The sequence below is a fragment of the Streptomyces sp. NPDC005963 genome (genome assembly GCF_040638655.1).
Lineage (GTDB): Bacteria > Actinomycetota > Actinomycetes > Streptomycetales > Streptomycetaceae > Streptomyces.
This window is the reverse complement of record NZ_JBEXVD010000010.1, coordinates 148,988-169,061: the sequence shown is the minus strand read 5'-3', so window position 1 is coordinate 169,061 and position 20,074 is coordinate 148,988. Positions and strand designations below refer to the sequence as shown.

General features: G+C 71.5%; 11 protein-coding genes and 1 pseudogene. 7 read left to right on the top strand and 5 right to left on the bottom strand.

Going from position 1 to position 20,074, the window contains the following annotated elements; all coding sequences use genetic code 11:
- The first annotated feature begins 67 nt into the window (after positions 1-67).
- The 4 genes and pseudogenes from ABZ348_RS16710 to ABZ348_RS16695 form a co-directional block, all read left to right on the top strand.
- Positions 68-1,627, top strand: coding sequence for a PLP-dependent aminotransferase family protein (locus ABZ348_RS16710; RefSeq protein WP_358933603.1), 1,560 nt, complete (start codon positions 68-70; stop codon positions 1,625-1,627).
- Positions 1,628-1,822: 195 nt separating this feature from the next.
- On the top strand, positions 1,823-3,229 hold the full coding sequence (locus ABZ348_RS16705; protein ID WP_358933602.1) for an SWIM zinc finger family protein: 1,407 nt from the start codon (positions 1,823-1,825) through the stop codon (positions 3,227-3,229).
- Positions 3,226-6,258: a DUF6493 family protein gene (locus ABZ348_RS16700; protein ID WP_358933600.1), complete on the top strand. Its 3,033-nt coding sequence runs from the start codon at positions 3,226-3,228 to the stop codon at positions 6,256-6,258. The genes ABZ348_RS16705 and ABZ348_RS16700 overlap by 4 nt, the downstream gene beginning before the upstream one ends.
- 125 nt (positions 6,259-6,383) lie before the next feature.
- Positions 6,384-8,015: pseudogene (locus ABZ348_RS16695) on the top strand (GNAT family N-acetyltransferase); the annotation flags it as partial.
- On the opposite strand, the gene ABZ348_RS16690 reads toward ABZ348_RS16695, so the two are convergent.
- Positions 8,002-9,249, bottom strand: a complete 1,248-nt coding sequence (locus ABZ348_RS16690) for a PLP-dependent transferase (protein ID WP_358933598.1) — start codon at positions 9,247-9,249, stop codon at positions 8,002-8,004. The pseudogene ABZ348_RS16695 and the gene ABZ348_RS16690 sit on opposite strands and share 14 nt — an antisense overlap.
- Before the next feature lie 59 nt (positions 9,250-9,308).
- Between ABZ348_RS16690 and ABZ348_RS16685 the strand changes: the two genes are divergently transcribed.
- Positions 9,309-9,809, top strand: coding sequence for an Lrp/AsnC family transcriptional regulator (locus ABZ348_RS16685; RefSeq protein WP_358933596.1), 501 nt, complete (start codon positions 9,309-9,311; stop codon positions 9,807-9,809).
- Between the two features lie 512 nt (positions 9,810-10,321).
- Positions 10,322-12,004, top strand: coding sequence for a DUF885 domain-containing protein (locus ABZ348_RS16680; protein WP_358933594.1), 1,683 nt, complete (start codon positions 10,322-10,324; stop codon positions 12,002-12,004).
- A gap of 164 nt (positions 12,005-12,168) precedes the next feature.
- Here ABZ348_RS16680 and ABZ348_RS16675 read toward each other — a convergent pair whose 3' ends face one another.
- The 3 genes from ABZ348_RS16675 to ABZ348_RS16665 form a co-directional block, all read right to left on the bottom strand.
- A complete protein-coding gene (locus ABZ348_RS16675) occupies positions 12,169-13,020 on the bottom strand; it encodes an SDR family oxidoreductase (RefSeq protein WP_358933592.1) in 852 nt (283 codons plus the stop codon).
- A gap of 104 nt (positions 13,021-13,124) precedes the next feature.
- Positions 13,125-16,187: an SMC family ATPase gene (locus ABZ348_RS16670; protein ID WP_358933591.1), complete on the bottom strand. Its 3,063-nt coding sequence runs from the start codon at positions 16,185-16,187 to the stop codon at positions 13,125-13,127.
- Entirely contained in the window at positions 16,184-17,422 is a 1,239-nt protein-coding gene (locus ABZ348_RS16665) for an exonuclease SbcCD subunit D (protein ID WP_358933589.1), read from the bottom strand. The genes ABZ348_RS16670 and ABZ348_RS16665 overlap by 4 nt, the downstream gene beginning before the upstream one ends.
- 898 nt (positions 17,423-18,320) lie before the next feature.
- On the opposite strand from ABZ348_RS16665, the gene ABZ348_RS16660 reads away from it, so the two are divergent.
- Positions 18,321-19,349, top strand: coding sequence for a YncE family protein (locus ABZ348_RS16660; protein WP_358933709.1), 1,029 nt, complete (start codon positions 18,321-18,323; stop codon positions 19,347-19,349).
- Between the two features lie 68 nt (positions 19,350-19,417).
- On the opposite strand, the gene ABZ348_RS16655 is transcribed toward ABZ348_RS16660, so the two are convergent.
- Entirely contained in the window at positions 19,418-20,044 is a 627-nt protein-coding gene (locus ABZ348_RS16655) for a YigZ family protein (RefSeq protein ID WP_358933587.1), read from the bottom strand.
- Between the last annotated feature and the right edge of the window lie 30 nt (positions 20,045-20,074).

Sequence of the window (20,074 nt, the reverse complement as noted above, 5' to 3'; positions counted from 1 at the left end):
GACGGCCGTCGAGGGGCGGGCGGTCTGCGCGGTCCGGAAAGACCCTAGGGAAGCGAGCACCAGCACCATGGCGGAACACCTCGAAGGCCCCGGGGGTGTGCGGTCTCCTCAGCGGGTCCCCACCGGGGACAGGCCCTGGTCGACGGCGTGGGAGCTGCTGCTTCCCGCGGCGGCCGCCCCCGCACGTCAACGCGGGCGGGTGCTCCAGTCCGCCCTGCGCGACGCGGTCAGGGCGGGCCGGCTGGCGGCCGGCACGCGGTTGCCCTCCAGTCGGGACCTCGCGGCCGATCTGGGAGTCTCGCGGGGGCTGGTGACCGAGGCGTACGAGCAGCTCACGGCCGAGGGCTATCTGCGCAGCGACCGGGGCTCGGGCACATGGGTGGGCGAGGCGGCACGCGGGGGCGTCCGTACGGCGCACGAGCCCGCACCCCGGTCCGCTGCCGTACAGATGAACTTTCGCCCGGGCACACCGGACCTCTCCCTCTTTCCTCGAAGCGCCTGGGCTGCGACGCACAAGTCCGTCCTCGCTCGGCTGCCCCACCAGTCCCTCGGCTACCCCGACCCACGGGGGCTGCCTGCCCTGCGCACACAGTTGGCCGCCCTTCTGACCCGGCGGCGCGGCGTCGTGGCGGACCCCGGGTGTCTGGTCGTCTGCTCGGGAGTCACCCAGGCGACGGCGTTGCTCGGTTCCGTGCTGTACGCCCACGGTCTGCGGAGCATGGGCGTCGAAGACCCGGGGAGCCCCAGTCACGGGCCGGTCTTCACCGGCGTCGGACTGGACATGGCGGCGCTGCCCCTGGACGCCGAGGGGTTGGCGATGGGGCCGCTGCGTGCATCGGGCGTACGGGCGGTGATGACGACACCGGCCCATCAGTTCCCCACCGGGATCGCCTACTCGGCGCGGCGGCGCATCGAACTCCTCGACTGGGCGCGCGCCGTGGACGGGTTGATCATCGAGGACGACTACGACGGCGACTTCCGCTACGACCGGGCCCCGGTGGGTGCGCTGCAGGGCCTCGACCCCGATCGGGTCGCCTACAGCGGCTCGGTCAGCAAGTCCTTGGCCCCCGGCCTGCGGCTCGGTTGGGTCGTCGTACCGCAACGGCTCTTGGAGGAGGTCGTGGAACGCAAGCGGACGATGGACCTCGGCAATCCGGCGCTGGATCAGGAACTGTTGGCGGACTTCGTCGACCGCGGAGGCTACGACCGGCAGTTGCGCCGCTGCCAGCGGGCCTACCGGGAGCGGAGGGACACCCTGGTACGGGCTCTTGACCTGCATTTTCCCGGTACTCAGGTGAGCGGTATCGCCGCGGGACTGCACATCATCGCGCGGCTGCCGGCCCGGTACGGACCCGAGGAGGCGTTCCGGGAGCGGGCGGCGCGTGCGGGTGTTGCCGTACGCCTGCTGTCGGACCAACGGATGACCGGAGGTGCCGTGCTGGCCGGGGTCGTGGGGACGGATGCGACACCTGCCCAGCGGCGGGCCGCCGCGGCAGGCACGGACAGCACGGACGGCACGGACGGCACGGACCGTACGGGTGTGGATCTGGTGTTGGGGTATGCCCATCTGTCCCCGTCCGAGATCGCCCGGGGCGTGGGGTTGTTGGCGGGTGCCTGCGCGCCGTGAGCAGCAGCGGAGCCGGAGGTTCCGGGCCCTTCCGGTGCCGTGCCGCTGCGGTCTGAGCGGATCTTGCCATCGGCTCGCGTGCCCTTGTGGATAACTCCCGTCGGTACCGTTGAACTGGGCTTTCCCCGGGTCCGGTCGCAGGTGGGGCGTTCTCATCACGGTCGATTGTCAGTGCCTGCGCCTACGGTCATTTGCATGACGCGATCCATGCAGGCGCTCGCCTACGCACGCCCGTCCACCCTTGAGTCGTCAGCCGGCGGCCCCCTTCTCGGACTGGAGACTTCGGGGGGCCTCACACCGGTCGGCGCGCAAGCGCACCCCCACTTCTTCTCGGGCTTCCTCACCTCTCCCCAGACCGCGGCGCGGGGTCTGTTGGCCGTCGCGGACGTGGCAGCAGCCCGCTATGTGGACCCCACCCCGCGCCCCCTGCTCGACCCGGTCGTGACCGGCAACGGCGATCGGCTGCGGTTCGAGTCCTTCTCGGGGTGCTGCGGGGTCTACGCCCGACTGGATGTGCTGCGCGAGGGGTTGGACGGCAGGGAGACCGGCCGGGGCACGACCAATGTGGACGTCAACAATCCGCTGCGTGAAGCCCTGTCCCGCATGACCGGTGACAGCCCCCTGCATCTGCGGGTGGGTCCCGAAGAGTTGGCCGTGACCACCCTGGAGGGGTCGGTGGTGGAGAAGAAGGTGCCCCTCCCCGACCGTTGGTTGCGGGGTTTCGCAGAAGCCCAGGTGGCGACGGCGGGTTTCGATCTACGAGCTGAACTGCCGGCGGCGGAGGCGGTGCGCTTCCTGCGGTCCCTGCCCACGTCGACGGGGCGTGCGTCCTCGGGCGCGAAGTGGGTGGTGCCCGCGGGCAGGACCTTGCGACCGACGACCCGCCCGGTGGCCGGGGCCGTCTGTCTGCCGGGACCCGAGCGACTGACCGCCCTGCGCCGGGTCCTGCGTCACGCCGTCGCCCTGCGGGTGTACGGACCGGCGACGCCCGGCGGCTCGGGCTCCCCCACCTCAACGGCCTGGGAGGTGGTGCTACCCGGCATGAGGCTGACGCTCACCCTCTCGCCCGACACCCGGCGGGGATTCTCCGGAGAGGGTGGTGTGCTCGAAGCCCTGGCCACCGAGGAGGCCGCCCAGGACGCCGAGTTGATCTCGGTGTTGCTCGCCTGGGAGCCGACCATCGACCCCGCCGATCTGGCGAGCCGCTCCGGTCTGTCGGTGGCACGGGTGCGAGCGGCCCTGGTGCGGCTCGGAACCGCCGGCCGGGTCGGCTACGACGTGACTGACGCGGCGTACTTCCACCGCGAACTCCCCTATGACGCCGACCGGGTCGAGCGACACAATCCGCGTCTGGTGGCGGCACGTCACCTGGTGTCGTCCCGGGCCGTCGCGCTCCACCCGGAAGGTGCGTCGGTGACTTCGGGCGAGCGGGTGTACCAGGTGCGCGAGCAGGACGGCCGGCTGCGGTGCACCTGTGCCTGGTGGTCCGACCACCTGGGCCAGCGCGGACCGTGCAAGCACGCGCTGGCCGTGCGCATCACCCGGCGCGAAGCGACCGTCTCCGCTCCCGCCGGGCGCGCCACGATGGACGGTGTCCGATGAGCAAGGTGCTGGAAGCCGTGGCGGCGGGCCACTTCAAGAAGGTTCCTTCGTTGCTGAAGCCGTTGGGTCCCGCCGAGCGGAAGGCGTGTCTGGCCGAGCTCAAGGCCCTGCGGGTCGAGTTGCGCCAGGACGACCGGAGCCGTTGGCCCAGTTGGCGGGAGCGCAACGACGCAGCCGCCGCACTGCTGGTCGCAGGCGCCGGTTGCCACACCGGTGCCGCAGCCGCGGCCAGTTGGCTGGGCGCCCGGGATCTGCGCACCGTGACCAACCCGCCCCGCGATGTGATCGTCGAAGTGCTCAAGGACCGGGATGCCGACTGGCTCGCCGATGTCGCCCATCGACTGGCCGCACGCGCCTCCACCGCCCAGGAGGACCACTGGCTGATCCGCCGGCTGGTGGAGCTCTCCGGGTGCCCGGTGCCCACCACCGACGGCTATGTGTACGGCTGGGTCGACGAGCTGACCAGGTCGCGGTCCGGCGCCCTGTACCGACTGCGCGATCGACTCGCGGCGGACCCGCACACGCCGCTGCTGGTGCCCCGGCTCTTCGAAACCCCGCAACTGCCCGGTTCGATGGTTTGGTTCACGGATCCCGACACGCCCGCGCACTGGCCCTCGGTGCTGGTCGGTCTCACCGAGGACGGAACCGTCGAACGCACCGTGGTGGTGGACGCTTGTGTTGCGCGGTTGCTGCGTGGGGGCAAGCCGGGCGAACTGCGCTTCTTCCTCGGCCTGCTGCGACGTCTGGAGCTGACACCTGAGGAAGAGGCGTCCCGGGTTCCCGACTGGCAGGGCATGGCCGCCGACGGCTCGACCCCGGTCGCCGCGATCGCTCAATCCGTGCTCGCCCGACTCGCCGAGACCGGAGCCCTGTCGACGCGGTCCCTCGCCGAGGTGTCGAGTGCCGTCTTCTTCCGCACCGAGAAGAAGCTGGTCACGGCTCAGCTGTCACTGCTGGGGAAGGTGTTGCGCCCGCACACCCAGCTGAGGAGGAAGGCAGGCGCCAAGGGCGCGGCGGACAAGGAGTACGCGGAGAGTTCGGCAGCCGTCCATGAGCTCCTGCCGGTGGTCGGCGAAGCCTTCGGTCATGACGACGTGATCGTCCAGGAGCGGGCGTTGAAGCTGGTGTCCCGTCATCTGCTGCCGGCGGACGACGACCTCCGTGGCGAACTGGCCTCGTCGGCAATGCTCCTGAGCCCCGTGCACCGTGCGGCGGCGACCGAACTGTTCGGCGTGGTGGCGGAGGCGTCCGACCCGAGCGACCATGTGGAGCTGCTACCCGTCGTGCCCGAGCCCGTCAGGCTCGCTCCTCCGGCCGTGTCAAGCGCCGAACTCGTGGCGGAGCTGTCCGTCGTGGTGCGGAGCGGACTGGTGGACCCGGGAGCGTTCGAACGGGCGTTGGACGGCTTGGTGCGGCTCGTGCACCGCGAGCGGGAGCCCCTGCTCGCGGAGTTGCGCAGCGCCATGGCGCACCGCTGGTGGGCCCAGCCGCACTTCTCCCGCCTCCCCCACCTCGACACCCACTTCGAACGAGGTGTCCACGGGGTGGACGTGGTCGCCGCCGCCCTGCTGGGAAGGATCTCCGACCGGGCCGTCCAGAACGCCCAGAGCATGACGCCCTCCCCGTCCGGCTGCCCGTACAGCGGCCTGGCGGAGATCACCAGGGCCCGGATCTGGGAAGTGGCCCTGCTGGTCAAGGACGGCACCGTGCCGTTCCTCCTGTCGACACCGACCTGGGAGAACGGCGTGCTCGACCCGGCCGTTCTGGTCGAACGGCTTAGGGAGTACGACCGGCTCGGCATCGAACCGGCTCCGGCGGACTTCACCCAAGCCCTGCTCCGCGCCACCACGGACGACGGCGAATGGGACCCCGGCGTGGTGGCGGAAGCAGCGGCCGGGTTGGGTACAGAGGGGGGCGACCGGCTCGCGCTCTGGCTCACGGGCGAGGGCCCGGTGCTACGGGCTCTCCAACCCGAGTTGGAGGAACAACGGGCGGAGTCCGTGCCAGCCACCGAAGGTGGTCTCCTACGGCATCCCGCCCGGGCGACGCGACGACTGCTGGACCGAGCCCGCGCACGGCGGGCGATCCAACAGGAGCTCCCCGCCGCATTCCGCTGGCTCAGCAAGGAGATCGACCCTCGCCACCAGCACTTCTACGGGTGTTTCAACAGGTACAGCTCGTGGCAGAGCGTGGTGCCGCACTGGCCGGCCGTGGTGCCGCACCATCGGGAAGCCCTCGCGAGCTGGCTGGTGCCGGGCCTGTTGGAGACGATGGTGGCCGACATCCACGGCGATAGCCTGCGCGGTGGCGCCTGGTGTCTGCCGCGGCTCGCCGAGGGCGCAGCTCCGAACGGGCCCGCAGGGTGGGCGATGCACCGGGCACTGGCAGCAGGTCTGGGGGTACGGGTCGCCGACGATCGACTGACCGCAGTGGACGCACTATTGGTGCTCGCGGTACGGGGCCAGCTGGATCCGGCCCTTCTGGGCCGTGAGCTCGGCGACTTGGTCGCCCACGGCCATGTGAAGCCCAACCGCATCACTGACGCCCTGGGGACGGCCGCGGCCACGGGTGCCCATCGCACCGTCTGGTCGGTGCTCGCCGGCGCACTACCGGGGCTGCTCGCGTCACCGAAGGCGGCACGGGCCATGGGTGGTCTCCTCGCGGTCGCCGCGAACTGTGTGGAACAGTGCGGCCCGCAGATCACGACCGCCATGGGAGCGGGACCATCGGCGCCGACCGCCGAACCAGCCGGTGCGTCTGCTGCGTTCGACGGGGAGGGGAGCACCACGATCGCGGCCGGACCGGAGGGTGTCGGTCCATCTCCCCGAGCCGGATCCGGACCGGAAGAGCCGACAGGTTCAGACGCTCAGGCACGTCCGGAAGCTCCAGCGGATCCGGAAGCTCAGGCACGTCGGGCCTCCGTCCACGGGGCCGATGGGCGGATACCGGGGCTGGCCGAGTTGGCCGGTCGAGGGGGTTCGTCCCAGGCGGTCGTCCAAGCGGCGCGGCTGTTGGGGGCGCTGGGGTAGGGAGGGCACGGCGGGCGCCCGGCGGGGTCGACACCACCGTTCGATCAAGCCCTCTCGCACCACTCTTTACCCATCGGTCACACGGCGTTCGCGGAGGAGCAATGCGACTCGGAGAGGGTGGGTGCATGACCGAGATGACGTCCGCGCAGCGCACCCGCCGTCCGCGCCACTGGCGGCGGACCCTCATCGGTCCCACGGCCGCCTTCGCTGCGGTGACGGTGGTCCTCCTCCTGGCGGTCATCAGCGCCATGACCCGCGATGCCACAGCGGAATCCGACGGCACGGCAGACGGCGCCACCGGCCATGTGGTGAGCACGGACGGAGGGGCCGCGGTCACGAGCGGTCCCACGACTGTTCCATCCGGTTCGGTGCCGAGCTTCCCGGAGCCCTCCACCGCGGCCGTGGTGACGACGGCCGTGGTCAGTACCGCTGTGCTGCTGCTCTGGTGGCTCGGCTGGTCCCGGCGTCGCACCCGCACCCGGAGCACTCCCCCGACCGCTGCCGTGGTCCTCGTCGACCGTGCCGGATCCACCACCGGCACGAGCAGGCCGACGACGCCCCTCGGCGCACCGTCCGCCGAGCCGATCCCTGCGTCGGTCCCGGTACCGGCGACGAACGCTGCCCCGGGTCCGGATCCGGTCGCACGGAAGACCGCGCAGAAGGAGGCCTCGGAGTGCCTCGCTCCTCCTGCGCCCGGCCCCACACCTGAGCAGCAGGAAGCGGTCCTCTGGCGGATGCGCACCACCGTGGCGGACTCCCCCGGCTCGCTCGCCGCGCTCTGCACGGCCCTCGCCGGACTCCGCGTGGACATCCTCACCCTCCAGACGCACCCCCTCACCGAGGGGACGGTGGACGAGTTCCTGCTCCGCGCCCCGTTTCGCCTGGAGTCACAGCACCTGGTCCGCGAGGTCACCGCTGCCGGGGGGCGGGACACCTGGATCGAGCGGGCGGATGCCCATGACGTGGTCGACACGCCGACGCGGGTCCTCGCCCTCGCGGCCCGTACCGCCGTGGACTCCGCTGCGCTCCCGCTGTCCTTGCGACGGCTGTTGGGCCGGTGCACGATCAGATCGCGGCCCGCGGTCTCGGCGTCGGGTCACCGTGCCAGGGACCTGCCGCCCGTCGAGGGCGTCCTGGACGGCACGGTGATGCGGCTGAGGGACGGCGACGGGGGCGCCATCACGGTGGAACGGCCCTATCTGGCCTTCACTCCGACCGAGTTCGCCCGGGCGCGGGCCCTGGTGGAGTTGGATGCGGTGCTCGGCGCGCGCATCCCCCGGGGCCAGGAGGTCTGCACCCTCGCCGAGGGCGACGAGATCGTCGTGGGCCGAGCCGGTCTCTCGGACCTGGACGAGGCGACGGCCCTGCACGAGCGGTGCTCCGACCGAGCCCTGCGCCAGCGGTACCACGGCCCGGTCGGCGATGCCCATCGCTATCTCAACCATCTACTGGATCCCCGTTTCGGCCAGACCCTCGCCGCCAGAACCCCTTCGGGACGGATGGTCGCCCTGGGTCACCTGCTGTGGGACGGGGACGAGACCGAGGTGGCGCTGCTCGTCGAGGACGACTGGCAGCGCCGGGGCATCGGTGCCGAAATGCTGCGTCGACTCATCGCCCTGGCCCGGGAGACCCGCTGCCGGAGCGTGTACGCGGTGACCGGTTCGTCCAACACCGGCATGGTGTCCGCCATGCGGGGGCTCGGACTGCCGCTCGACTACCAGTTGGAGCAGGGCACCCTGGTGATCACCGCGCGCCTTGGGGTGACGACAGCCGCTCTCCGTCCACCGGCCGCTCTCCGCTCATCAACCGCTCTCCGTTCATCAGCCGCGGTCCGGGACGCGGCTGCCGGGCGTCGAGGGCCTGGCTGAGGTCGTTCCAGAGGTCGTCGACGTCCTCAAGGCCCACCGACAGCCGCAGGAGTCGATCGCTGACGCCCGCCGCGTGACGGTCGGTTTCGGCCACGATGCGATGGCTGATGGAGGCGGGATGCTGGATCAGGGTGTCCACGCTCCCGAGGCTGACCGCGGGGGTGATCAGCCGGACCGCTGCGATGACGGCCTGGGGATCGCCGTCGACCTCGAAGGAGACCATGCCGCCGCCGAGTCGTGGGTAGTGGACCGCCGTGACCCGAGGGTCGGCGCCGAGTCGGCGCGCGAGTTCGCCGGCCGAAGCGGAGGCCGCTGCCACGCGGACCGGCAGGGTGGCGAGACCTCGTAGCAGGAGGTAGCCGGCCAGGGGATGCAGTACGCCACCGGTCGCGAACCGCACCTGCCGCAGCCGCCCGGCGAACTCCTCGTCGCACGCCACGACCCCGCCGAGCACATCGCCGTGCCCACCGAGGTACTTGGTCGCGCTGTGCAGGACGATCTGGGCGCCCTGCTCAAGTGGCCGTTGGAGCACGGGGGTGGCGAAGGTGTTGTCGACGAGCAGGGGGACGGCGCCGCACGCGTGCCTGACCGCCGCGAGGTCGACTTCGGCGAGCGTGGGATTGGCCGGGGTCTCCACCATCACCAGACCGGTGTCGGGGCGGATCGCCGCCGCGATGCCCGCCGGGTCCGTCCAGGTGACTTCGGTGCCCAGCAGTCCCGCGGCGAGGAGGTGATCACTGCACCCGTACAGCGGGCGCACCGCCACCACATGGCGCAGCCCCATGCTGGCGCGCACCAACAGTACGGCGGTGAGCGCGGCCATTCCGCTGGCGAACGCGACCGCGTCCGCAGCGCCTTCGAGCCGGGCGAGCGCGGTCTCGAACCGTGCCGTGGTCGGATTGTCGAGCCGTGCGTAGACGGGCGGGCCTTCCAGCCGGGCACCGGTGGTGGCGAAAGCGTCGATCCGCTCCGCTTCCCGAGCCGCGTCGTGGGACGGATAGGTGGTGGACAGATCCAGTGGAGGTGCGTGCAGGCCGAGCTGCGCGAGGTCCTCGCGTCCGGCGTGGACTGCTTCGGTGGCCAGGGCCCGGGGTGTCGGGGCGGCGAAGGCTGAGTTCTCCATGGCCGCAGGGTGAACACTTACCGGGAGGCATGGGCATGATCCCGTGTTACGTTCGGCCAATGGCCGAATCTATCGCTCTCGATCCGGTGGATCTCCGCATACTGCGCCTCCTACAGAACGATGCACGGACCACCTATCGCGATCTGGCGGCGGACGTGGGCATCGCCGCATCCACGTGTCTCGACCGCGTGGCCAGGCTGCGCCGTTCGGGCGTGATCCTCGGCCATCGACTCGCGCTCGACCCGGCCCGGCTCGGCCGGGGGCTGCAAGCGCTGCTGTCCGTGCAGGTGCGTCCGCACCGTCGGGATCTGATCAGTACGTTCGTGGAGCGCATCCGTGCCCTGCCCGAGTCCAGGGCCCTGTTCCATCTGACCGGACCCGATGACTATCTGGTCCATGTCGCCGTCGCCGACACGGCGGATCTCCAGCGGCTGGTGATCGACGAGTTCACCTCGCGTCCCGAGGTGGCGCGGGTGGAGACCCGGTTGATCTTCCAGCAGTGGGAGTGCGGACCGCTGCTGCCACCGGCCCGCAGGGATCAGCCGGCCCAGATGCCTTGAGGGTGGGCAGCGACGCCAAGGCGGGCCGAAGCCGTCGAGGCCCCTGCCTCAACCCCCCAACCCGTCACGGAGAGTAGCGTCCAGAGCAGGCGATGCACTGTGCCCGAGCGGCGGTGTCCAACCCCGCTCCCTTGCCTCGGACAGCTGCGTCCGGCCGGCGGAGAAGCGCCCGCCCGGCCGTGGGCGGAGTCTCCGGTCAGCGGCGGGGGTGGTCGTACGATTGCGCCGACTCCAGCGGAACCGACCACCACAGACCATCGGGAACCATCCGGTTTCCCCGCCTCGTGGCGACCGAATCCCAGCCGAATCCCGTCCGGATGAGCCCCCGCCGACCCCTTCCAGCAGGCGTCGGGTAACCATGTCGACTGTGACCGCAGATCGACCGTTGGGCCCGTTACCCATGACCGCTGACCGACCGCTGGCCGGTCAGTTGTGAAGGAATGGCCGGTCAGCGACACTCCCGCGACCAGACGATGGTGACGCGGGCCCCCCACTCGTATGAGGATGTGTGCATGTCAGTAACCCCCAGCAGCCCGCTGCCCCGTCAGGTCGCCGACGCGTACGTCGACGCCCTCATCGAACTGGATCCGACCGTCGGCACCTATCTGGGAGTCAAGGAGAGCTCGCCGTTCCTGCCCGACTACTCACCCGAGGGTCAGCAGGAATTCATCGAACTCGCCCGACAGACCCTGGCCAGACTCGACGACGCCGAGAAGCTTCCGGGCGCCGCAAGCGACGCCGAGAGGCGCTGCGGTCGGTTGCTGCGCGAACGGCTGACGGCCGAACTGGGCGTACGGGAGTCGGACGAGGGACTGCGCACAGTGAGCAACCTCCGCTCCCCGATCCACGAGGTGCGGGAGACGTTCACGGTGACGCCGACGGCGACCGACGAGGACTGGGCAGCGGTCGCCGAGCGGCTGCGGGCGGTGCCGCGCGCCTTCGAGGGGTACCGCGCCTCCCTGGAGCTGGGGTTGGAGCGGAAGCTTCCGGCCGGCCCACGGGCCACCCGGACGATGATCGACCAACTCACCGAGTGGATCGGCACGGACAGCAGCTGGTTCGAGGACTTCGTGGCACCGGGCCCCGCGGCACAGCGCGACGGCCTCGCGTCCGCCGCCCGCAGCGCCACGGACGCGCTGACCGCCCTGCGGGACTGGATGCGCGACGTGTACGCGCCCGCCGTCGCCGACGCTCCCGACACCGTGGGCCGCGAGCGCTACGCCCGCTGGTCCCGCTACTTCAACGGCACCGATCTCGACCTCGACGAGGCGTACGCCTACGGCTGGTCCGAGTACCACCGGCTGCTCGCGGAGATGACGGCGGAAGCGGAGAAGATCCTCCCGGGCGCCGGTCCCTGGGAGGCCCTCGCGCACCTCGATGAGCACGGCGAACACATCGAGGGCGTGGAAGAAGTGCGGAGCTGGCTCCAGGGACTGATGGACGAGGCCATCGACGCCCTGGACGGCACTCACTTCGAACTCGCCGAGCAGGTGCGCAGGGTGGAGTCCCGCATCGCCCCCGCGGGCAGTGCGGCAGCGCCCTACTACACGGCGCCATCGGAGGACTTCTCCCGACCGGGCCAGACCTGGCTGCCGACCATGGGCGCCACCCGCTTCCCCGTGTACGACCTGGTGACCACCTGGTACCACGAGGGCGTCCCCGGCCATCACCTCCAGCTGGCGCAGTGGACACACGTCGCCGACCAGTTGTCCCGTTACCAGGCCACCATCGGCGGCGTCAGTGCAAACCTGGAGGGCTGGGCGCTGTACGCCGAGCGACTCATGGACGAACTCGGCTTCCTGCCGGACCCCGAACGGCGTCTCGGCTATCTGGACGCGCAGATGATGCGCGCCTGCCGGGTGATCGTCGACATCGGCATGCACCTGGAGTTGGAGATCCCCGGGGATTCGCCGTTCCACCCCGGGGAGCGGTGGACCCCCGAACTGGCGCAGGAGTTCTTCGGCCGGCACAGCGGGCGTCCGGAAGACTTCGTGGAGAGCGAACTGACCCGCTATCTCTCCATGCCGGCCCAGGCCATCGGCTACAAGCTCGGCGAACGGGCCTGGCTGCTCGGCCGGGAGAAGGCACGGGAGGCGCACGGCGAGTCCTTCGACGCGAAGGCGTGGCACATGGCCGCCCTGTCACAGGGTTCGCTGGGGTTGGACGACCTCGTGGACGAACTGTCGCGACTGTAGGGCGCGGCTGCCGGGACCGCGCTCGACCGATGGCCCGGTCCCGGCAGGACAAGCCGCGCCTCACCACGGCGCGGCGCTCGTCCACGACGGTCCGCGGCCCGTCGTACGAATGCGGGGGGCGGGACGTTCCCCGACCACCGGTCGGCTCGCCGGGTCGGGTGGCGTCAGCGGCGGAAACCGCCTTCGGAGTCGATGACCTGGCCGGTGATCCACTCTGCTTCATCGGTGGCCAGCCAGGCGATCAACCGGGCGGGATCGTCCGGCATCCCCCACCGCCCGGAGGGAAAGCGTTCCTCCACGTCCCGGTAGTCCTGGCCGACGAGGTAGTCGGTGTCCACCGGCCCCGGGTTGACCGTGTTGACCGTCACCCCGAGGTCAGCCAGACCGGTCGCGAGTGAGCGGGTCACGGATGCCAACGCCCCCTTGGCGAGGGCATAGGCGATCTCATGGGGCATTCCTCCGGCGATGTCCTGCCCGGAGGTCATCATCACCACCCGCCCGCCGCGGGTCCCGGCCGATGCGGCGGTCCGCATCCTGGCGAACGCCTGGACCAGCAGCAGCACCGCGCGGGTGTCGACCGCCCAGTGGGCGTCGAGCATCGCCGCATCGATCTCGTCGAGCGTGCCGTCACCACCACTGAGGGCGTGATTGGCCACGAGGATGTCGATCGTCCCGCCCAGGGCGCCACTCGCGGTGGCGATCAGGGCGCCGGGCGCCGCCGGGTCGGCCAGATCGGCCGGACCGTGGCACACCCGGGCCTCCGGATCGCCGGACACTTCCCTGACGCCTGCCGCCACGGCCTCGGGCCCTCCCGGATCAGCGCCCCAGGGCTGGGTGGCATCGTGCGGAACGTGATGGTGGAGGTAGACGCTCGCGCCCAGCGCGGCCAGTCGACGCCCCACGGCGTAGCCGATGCCACTGCGTCTGCTGGCACCGGTGACGAGGGCGTTGCGCCCCCGCAGGGGCAGCGGGTCGCGGCGCAGGGAGGCGGCTTGGGGAGATGGGTACTTGGGCATGGCACACCATCTTGTGCGAGGCCGCCGGCCTTGTCTCGCGGAATACCGGCCGGCGCGCCTCGACAACCGTCCCGCCCCGGGTGTCCGCAACCGGGGAAAGGCGATCAGCCCCCCAGAGGCGCCGTGAGCAGCCGCACCCCCGAGCCGCCGCGCTGCTTGACCACTTCGAGTTGGGTGGGGATGCGGCGGCGCAGATCGGCGACGTGGCTGACGATGCCGACGCTGCGGTCCTGCTCCCGCAGGGAGTCGAGGACGTCGATGACCTCGTCGAGCGTCTGCTCGTCGAGGCTGCCGAACCCCTCGTCGATGAAGAGGGTGTCGAGCCGCACTCCCCCGGCCTCCTCGGTCACCACATCGGCCAGGCCGAGCGCCAGGGCGAGGCTCGCGAAGAAGGTCTCGCCTCCGGACAGGCTCGCGGTGTCGCGTTCGCTGCCCGTCCAGGAGTCCACGACATGGAGCCCCAGCCCGGCTCGGCGGGCGCCGGAGCGGGCGTCGGAGTGGACGAGGGTGTAGCGGCCCGACGACATGCGCTGCAATCTGGCGCTGGCCGCCGCCGCCACCTGTTCCAACCGGGCGGCCAGTACGTATGACTCCAGTCGCATCTTGCGCTCGTTCTCCGACGAGGTGCCCGAGGTGAGGCCGGCGAGCCGGGCGACCCTCCCGTACTCCTCGCGCAGCGGGCCGAGTCGTCGGACCTCGGTGTGGGCCGTCTGTGACAGGCGGACGAGTTCGGCGCAGCGTTGCCGGTCCGCGGCGAGGCGCGTCGTGGCCTCGCGCAGGGTCCGTTCTGCGCTCTCCCAGGCGGCTTCGGCCGTATGCGGGTCGGCCGGCGGGTGTTGTGCTGCGGCGCGCGTCTCCGGTTCGGCGAGCCGATCGGCCACGGCCGCGGCTTCGGTCTGCCAGGCGTCGATGCGCTGGCGCAGGTCACGCCGTTCGGCCTCGCCCACCAGTGCCGCTGCGGCGTCGCTCGGGGTGTCGAAGCCTGCTCGATAGGCGGCGTCGGCCAGCCGGTCGTCAGCGTCCTTGAGGCGTCTGGCCGTGGCGTCGTGGGCACGGGTGGCGTCGGCCGCTTCGGCGAGCCGGATCACCTGTCGTTCCCATTGGGTGGCCAGTTCGTCGATGCCGACCTGGCCGCCCTGTACCAACGCCAACTCGGCCGAGAGGGTGGTGTGTTCCTCGTCGAGGGACTCCCGCCGAGAGGTCCTGGCGGCGCCCCGCTGCTCCACCTGTTGGCGTACTGCGAGCCGCTCCTGGTGCTCGCGCTCGGCCCGGCCGAGGGCTTCGTGTGCGGCGTGGAGTCCGGAGGCGAGGAGGTGGGCCTGTCGCTGTTCCCGCTCCAACCGCTCCACGTGCGAGGCCAGTTCCGCAACGCCGGGGTGCCCGAGCGCGTCCGCGACGGCCTGGTCAGCCCCTTCGCCGTCCTCGATGGCACCCCGGGCGTCAGAGCGTGCCCTCGCCCAGGACTCGTCCAGAACGGCCAGTTCGCGCTCGGCGGTCGCCTTGGCGGCCTCCGCTGCGGTGTGCACCTCGTACGCGGCGTCCTCGGCGGCCGGTTCAACCCGGTCGTCGTCGCGGGACGCCGGGCGGGGATGCTCGATCGAGCCGCACACGGTGCAGGGCTCTCCCGGGGTGAGGTTCGCGGCCAACTCGGACGCGATGCCGCGCAGCCTGCGTTCCTTGAGGTCGAGCCAGGTCTCCTTCGCCGTCGCCGAACGGTCGCGCGCCAGCCGCAGGGCTCCCGCCGCCCTTTCTCTCAGCGGGGCCAGCCGGTCCCGTTCGCGGGCCGCTTCGAGCCTGCCGCGGACCGGGCCGATCCGGGCGGCCAGTTGCTCGGCGCGGGTGGCGGCCTCCTGCGCTGCGGTGATGCGCTCGCGACAACCGTGTCGCAGCGCCTCCCAGCCGGCGAGCCACTCCCGGGCCTCGGCGAGGACGTCGTCGTCGACCCGTGCCTGTCGGTCCAGTTCGGCCCGTTCCTCGTCGATGACGGCACGGCGGCGTTCCGCCCGGCGCGCGGCTTGCAGACCGCCCAGGTCCTGCCGGAGCCGACGCTCCCGGGCGGACAGTGCCTCCACTCCTGCGTCGCCCAGGTCCTGGGGCAGCCCGGTGCGGGCGTGCTGTCGTGCGGCGCTCGCCTCGGCGTGGTCCCGTTCGGCTTCGTCCCTCAACCGGAGTGCGGGCTCCAGTTGGCCGGCCCGTTCGGCGCGTTCCCAGCGCAGTCGGGCGGCGTCGTGCTCGGGCTGCCGCGCGGTCAGGGCGTCCTGGCGACGGCGGGCGTCGGCGTGGCGCTGCTGTCGCTGGTGCAGGTCCCGCTCGTCGTCCAACAGGGAGCGGGCCGCGCTCTGTCGGCCCTCGGCGATCCGCAGCGAGTGGTGGGCGATGTCGAGCTGCTCGGTGGCCGCGGCCCGTGCGATGGCCGCCCAGGTCAGCACGGACTCGGCCAGTCCAGGATCTCCCGGCTGTCCATCGGGGGCGGGCCAGTCGGCACCCGCCGCACCTGCCGCCTGTTCCATGCGGTGGGCCAGCGAGAGGAGCCGTTCGTCACCGGTCCGCACCCGCGCCTCGGCGGCCCGTCGGCGTTCGGCGAGGCGTTCCTCGACCGCAGCGAAGCGGCTGGTGTCGAACAGTCGACCGAGGAGCTTGCCCCGGGCTTCTGCGTCCGCGCGGAGGAAACGGGCGAAGTCGCCCTGGGGCAGGAGCACCACCTGGCAGAACTGTTCTCGGTTCATGCCGACGAGCTGGGCGATCTCCTCACCGATCTCCTGGTGGGAACGGCTGAGCGCCTGCCACGTGCCCGTGGTGTCGTCGTACTCGCGCAGCCAGCTCTGGGCGCGCTCGGGCGTGAAGCCCTTGCCGTTCTTCTTGGGTCGAAGTTGGGCCGGGCGTCGAACGATCTCCAAGCGCCGATCGGCGACGGTGAGTTCGAGGAGGACCTCGGTCAGGGTGCCGGATTCGGCATGGTCGCTGCGCAACGGTGTGCCGGGGCTCTGGCGGGCGCCGGGCACAGCCCCGTACAGGGCGAAGCACACGGCGTCGAGCACGGAGGTCTTGCCCGCGCCGGTGGGTCCGTGGAGGAGGAAGATCCCCGCCGACGAGAGGGCGTCGAAGTCGATGTGCTGCTCGCCCGAGAAGGGGCCGAAGGCGGTCACGGTGAGTCGGTGGAGCCTCATCCGGTCGCCTCACCGGAAGCGACGGCGGTCGTGCGGCCGGGGGTGGATTGCCGGGGCACCGTACGTACGCCTCCGCTGTCGTGTGCCGCCGTTGCGGCCCGGATGTCGTCGAAAGCGCCGCTCAACACGGCCTTCTCCTGCTCGTCGGGACCCTGGCCGGCGCGGACGTGGGCCACGAAGTCCTCGGCGATCTGCTGGTCGCCGCGCCCCTTGAGCCGCTCGGCGTAGGAGCGTGCGGTGGACTCGTCGGGGCCGCGATCCGGTTCGAAGACCAGGCTGAGGGTGTGCGGGAAGCGCCGGGTGAGTCTGGCCATGGGGTCGGGCGGGCGGGACGCGTCGGTGAGGGTCGCTTCCACGAACGCCTCCGCATGGCGGCTGAGGCTCTCGTCGGTGAGCAGGTCGTCGAGCGTGCCGCGCAGCCTGGCGAGGGGGCGTGGCACCGGCGTTTCGATGCGTTCGGCGTGGATCTCTCCGTGCGCACCGAGGTCGATCAGCCACATCGACTTGCGGTGCTGGGCTTCGGAGAAGGAGTACGGGAGGGGGGAACCGCTGTAGCGCACCCGGTCGGTGATGGTCTGGCAGCCGTGCAGATGTCCGAGCGCCACGTAGTCCACGCCGTGGAAGATGCCGGCCGGCACGGCGGCGACTCCGCCGACGGTGATGTCGCGTTCGCTGTCGCTCGGCTGTCCACCGGCGACGAAGGCATGGGCGAGTACGAGCGAACGGGTGCCGGCGGGTCGACCTGCGAGGTCGGCGCGCACCCGGTCCATGGCTGTGGCCAGGACCGCTTCATGACGGGCGGCGCCGGCCTGGAACTCGTCCTTCACCAGGGCGGGTTCCAGATAGGGCAGCCCGTAGCAGGCGATCTGACCAGCGGAGTCTTCGAGGAGCACGGGCGTGGCGCATCCGGACGGATCGGTTCGGAGGTGGATGCCTGCGCGGTCGATCAGCCCGGCGCCGACTCCGAGACGGCGGGCGGAGTCGTGGTTCCCGGAGATCATCACGGTGGGGACCGAGGCGGCGGCGAGCCGGTGGAGCGCATCGTCGAAGAGTTCCACGGCGGCGAGGGGTGGGACGGCCCGGTCGTAGATGTCACCGGCGACGAGGACCGCGTCGACCTCGCGCTCATGGACGGTGGTGATCAACCTGTCGAGGAAGGTCGCCTGTGCGGACAGCATGGGCACACGGTGGAGCGAGCGCCCCAGATGCCAGTCCGAGGTGTGCAGAAATCTCACGTGGCAGCTCCGACCTGCATGTTTTCTGCTTCCCCCAGATCACCGATGTGTTGTGTCGCCCCGGCATGGCGGCCGGCGCCCCCACGTTATCCCCGGTGGTCGACACACCTGGCACGGACCGGTGTTTTCCTCGCCATCGGGTGGCGAGCGGGACGCGGGCCCGCGCTCGGCCACCGGCCTGGTCCGCTCCTGCGCGGACCGCCGTGTCATGATGTCGGGATGTGTTTGTGTCCTGGTCCGTCGGCATCCATACGCTGTGTACGGCAGGTGGGATGGCTTCGGCGCCTTCTCGACACGAACCCGACCCGGGCAGCACGAACCCGGCCCGGGCAGCGGTCACACCGGGCCGGCCGACGCGGGGCAAGCGCTGACAGAGTCTGACGGGCGCTGACAGGCACAGACGGCGCCGACGGCGCATCGACCGATCGGTTGACCCGTGTGTCCACCGGTCGTCCCGCCCACACCGGCCGATCCGCGGACCGGAGCCGGGGCCCGTCGCCGGCAGGATGGAACGGAACGGCCCAACACCGTCCGGGCACCCCCGGACGCTCACCGTTCCCCGCGGTGCGCCACCTTGTTGTGCACCCGTACAGCCCGAACGCGGAGAGGCGCCATGGACACCGCTCGACACCAGCCACCGGAGCCCGCCCGATCCGGCGACGCGGGCGCAGCGCCGGGCGTCGGAGGTGACCGACCGTGGCGCACGGCGCCAACGGCTTCTTCGGGGCGCCGGACCGGAGTTCGACGGGATAGGCGTTCTGGGGCCAGGCCGCGCGCGGGAACGACAAGGGGTCGCCTGGCCCGTCCGATCGCGGCCCTGCTGTGCTTCGGCGCCCTGGTGGGGTGCTCGACCGGCCCCGACGGCGGACAGGCCGTCGAGCCGACGCCGCCCGTCCCGGTGGCGTCGGCGCCTTCGTCCCCCACGGGGGACACCTCCCGTGCGGGTACCACCGCCCGGGGCACCCTGCTCGTGGCCGACTTCGGCAGTGACACCGTCACCTTCCTGCACCCCCGCACGGGGCCCTTCGCTTCGGTGGAGGTCGGTACGGCGCCCTACGGCCTCGCCGTGGACGCCGAAGGCCGCGCCTGGGTCGCGACCGCGGAGGGGGTCGCAGTCGTGGACACGCTGACCCGGAAGAGCCTGGGTCGCATCCCGTACCGAACGGGCACCGGGCCCGTCACGGAAGGGGAGTACCGCGGCGGCGGAATGGGGATCGCACTGTCTCCCGACGGTTCACGGGTCTACGTGGGGGTGAACGTGCCCGACGGTCCCGGCGTCCTGGAGGTGATCGACACCGGGAAGCGGTCCGTCGTCGACACGGTCCCGATCGGGCGCCGACCCTTCGACGTCGACGTGGCGCGCGACGGACGAGAGGTGTACGTCACCCAGCACGACTCCTTCGACGTGACGGTCGTACGGGCGGACACCCTGGCCCCCCGTCGCTTCGAGGTCGCTCCGTATGGCACCGAGGGCGGGCTCGGCTCGTGGTTGAAGCCCCACTACGCAGCGGTCGCCGCCGACGGACGACTGTTGCTGCCCTTCGAGGGGGAGCGGCTCGCGGTGCTCGATCCGCGCACGGGCCGGGTGACGGTGGAGAGGATGACGGCCAACACCCATCAGCACGGGGCTGCGCTCACCGACGACGGCACCTTGCTGGTGGTCGGTACCGGACCGATCGGGGCCGGCGACCGGGACGCGTCCCTCACCATCAGGTCCGGGGACGGCCGGGAGCGGATCGTCCCGCTGGACGGACCCCATGAGGACGTCGCCGTCTCCCTCGACGGTCGAACCGCCTATGTGACGGGCGGCTTCACCCGGGACGGATACTGGGACGGCATCACCGTCGTCGACCTCGACCGGGGCGAGTCCCGGAAGCTGCCGGGTGGCGAGCGCCCGCTGGGCATCGCGGTCCTGACCGGCGGCTGACACGCCTTCGGGAGGAACGCCGTTCTCCGGGCGACGCGACCTGCGATGCCCTGGTCAACGGGATCGGGTCACAGCTCCCCGTACGCCTCGCCACCGAATTCCCACTTCGCCGTGCCCGCCGTGGCATCCGCCAACCAGCGCACGAAGGCTTCGGTCCGTGCGTCCGGAAGGGCGACCTCCAGGGTGACCTGCTCCGCGTACCGGACGTCCCTGACGGTGTGCCCGGTCGCGCGGAGGTCGTTCTCCAGCTTTCCCGCGCGCTGGTGGTCCACGGTGACGGTGACCAGCCGATAGCGCTGGCGAACGATCGTCCCCAGGGCGTCGAGGGCCTCCCCGACCACACCTGAGTACGCCCGGATGAGCCCGCCCGCGCCGAGTTTGACGCCCCCGTAGTAGCGGGTGACCACGGCCGCGACATAGCGGACGTCACGGCGGAGGAGCATCTGGAGCATGGGGACACCGGCCGTACCGCCCGGCTCACCGTCGTCACTGGCCTTCTGCACCGAGGCATCGGCGCCCAGGACGTAGGCGAAGCAGTTGTGGGTGGCGGTCGGATGCTCCCGCCGGATGCGGGCGACGAACGTCTGCGCCTCCTCCTCGGTGGCGACGGGTGCCAGCGCGCAGATGAAGCGCGATCGATTGATCTCTGTCTCGTGCACGCCCTCGCGGGCGAGGGTCCGGTACTGCTCCTGCATCAGCCCAGCCTATGCGGCCTCCCACGGGGA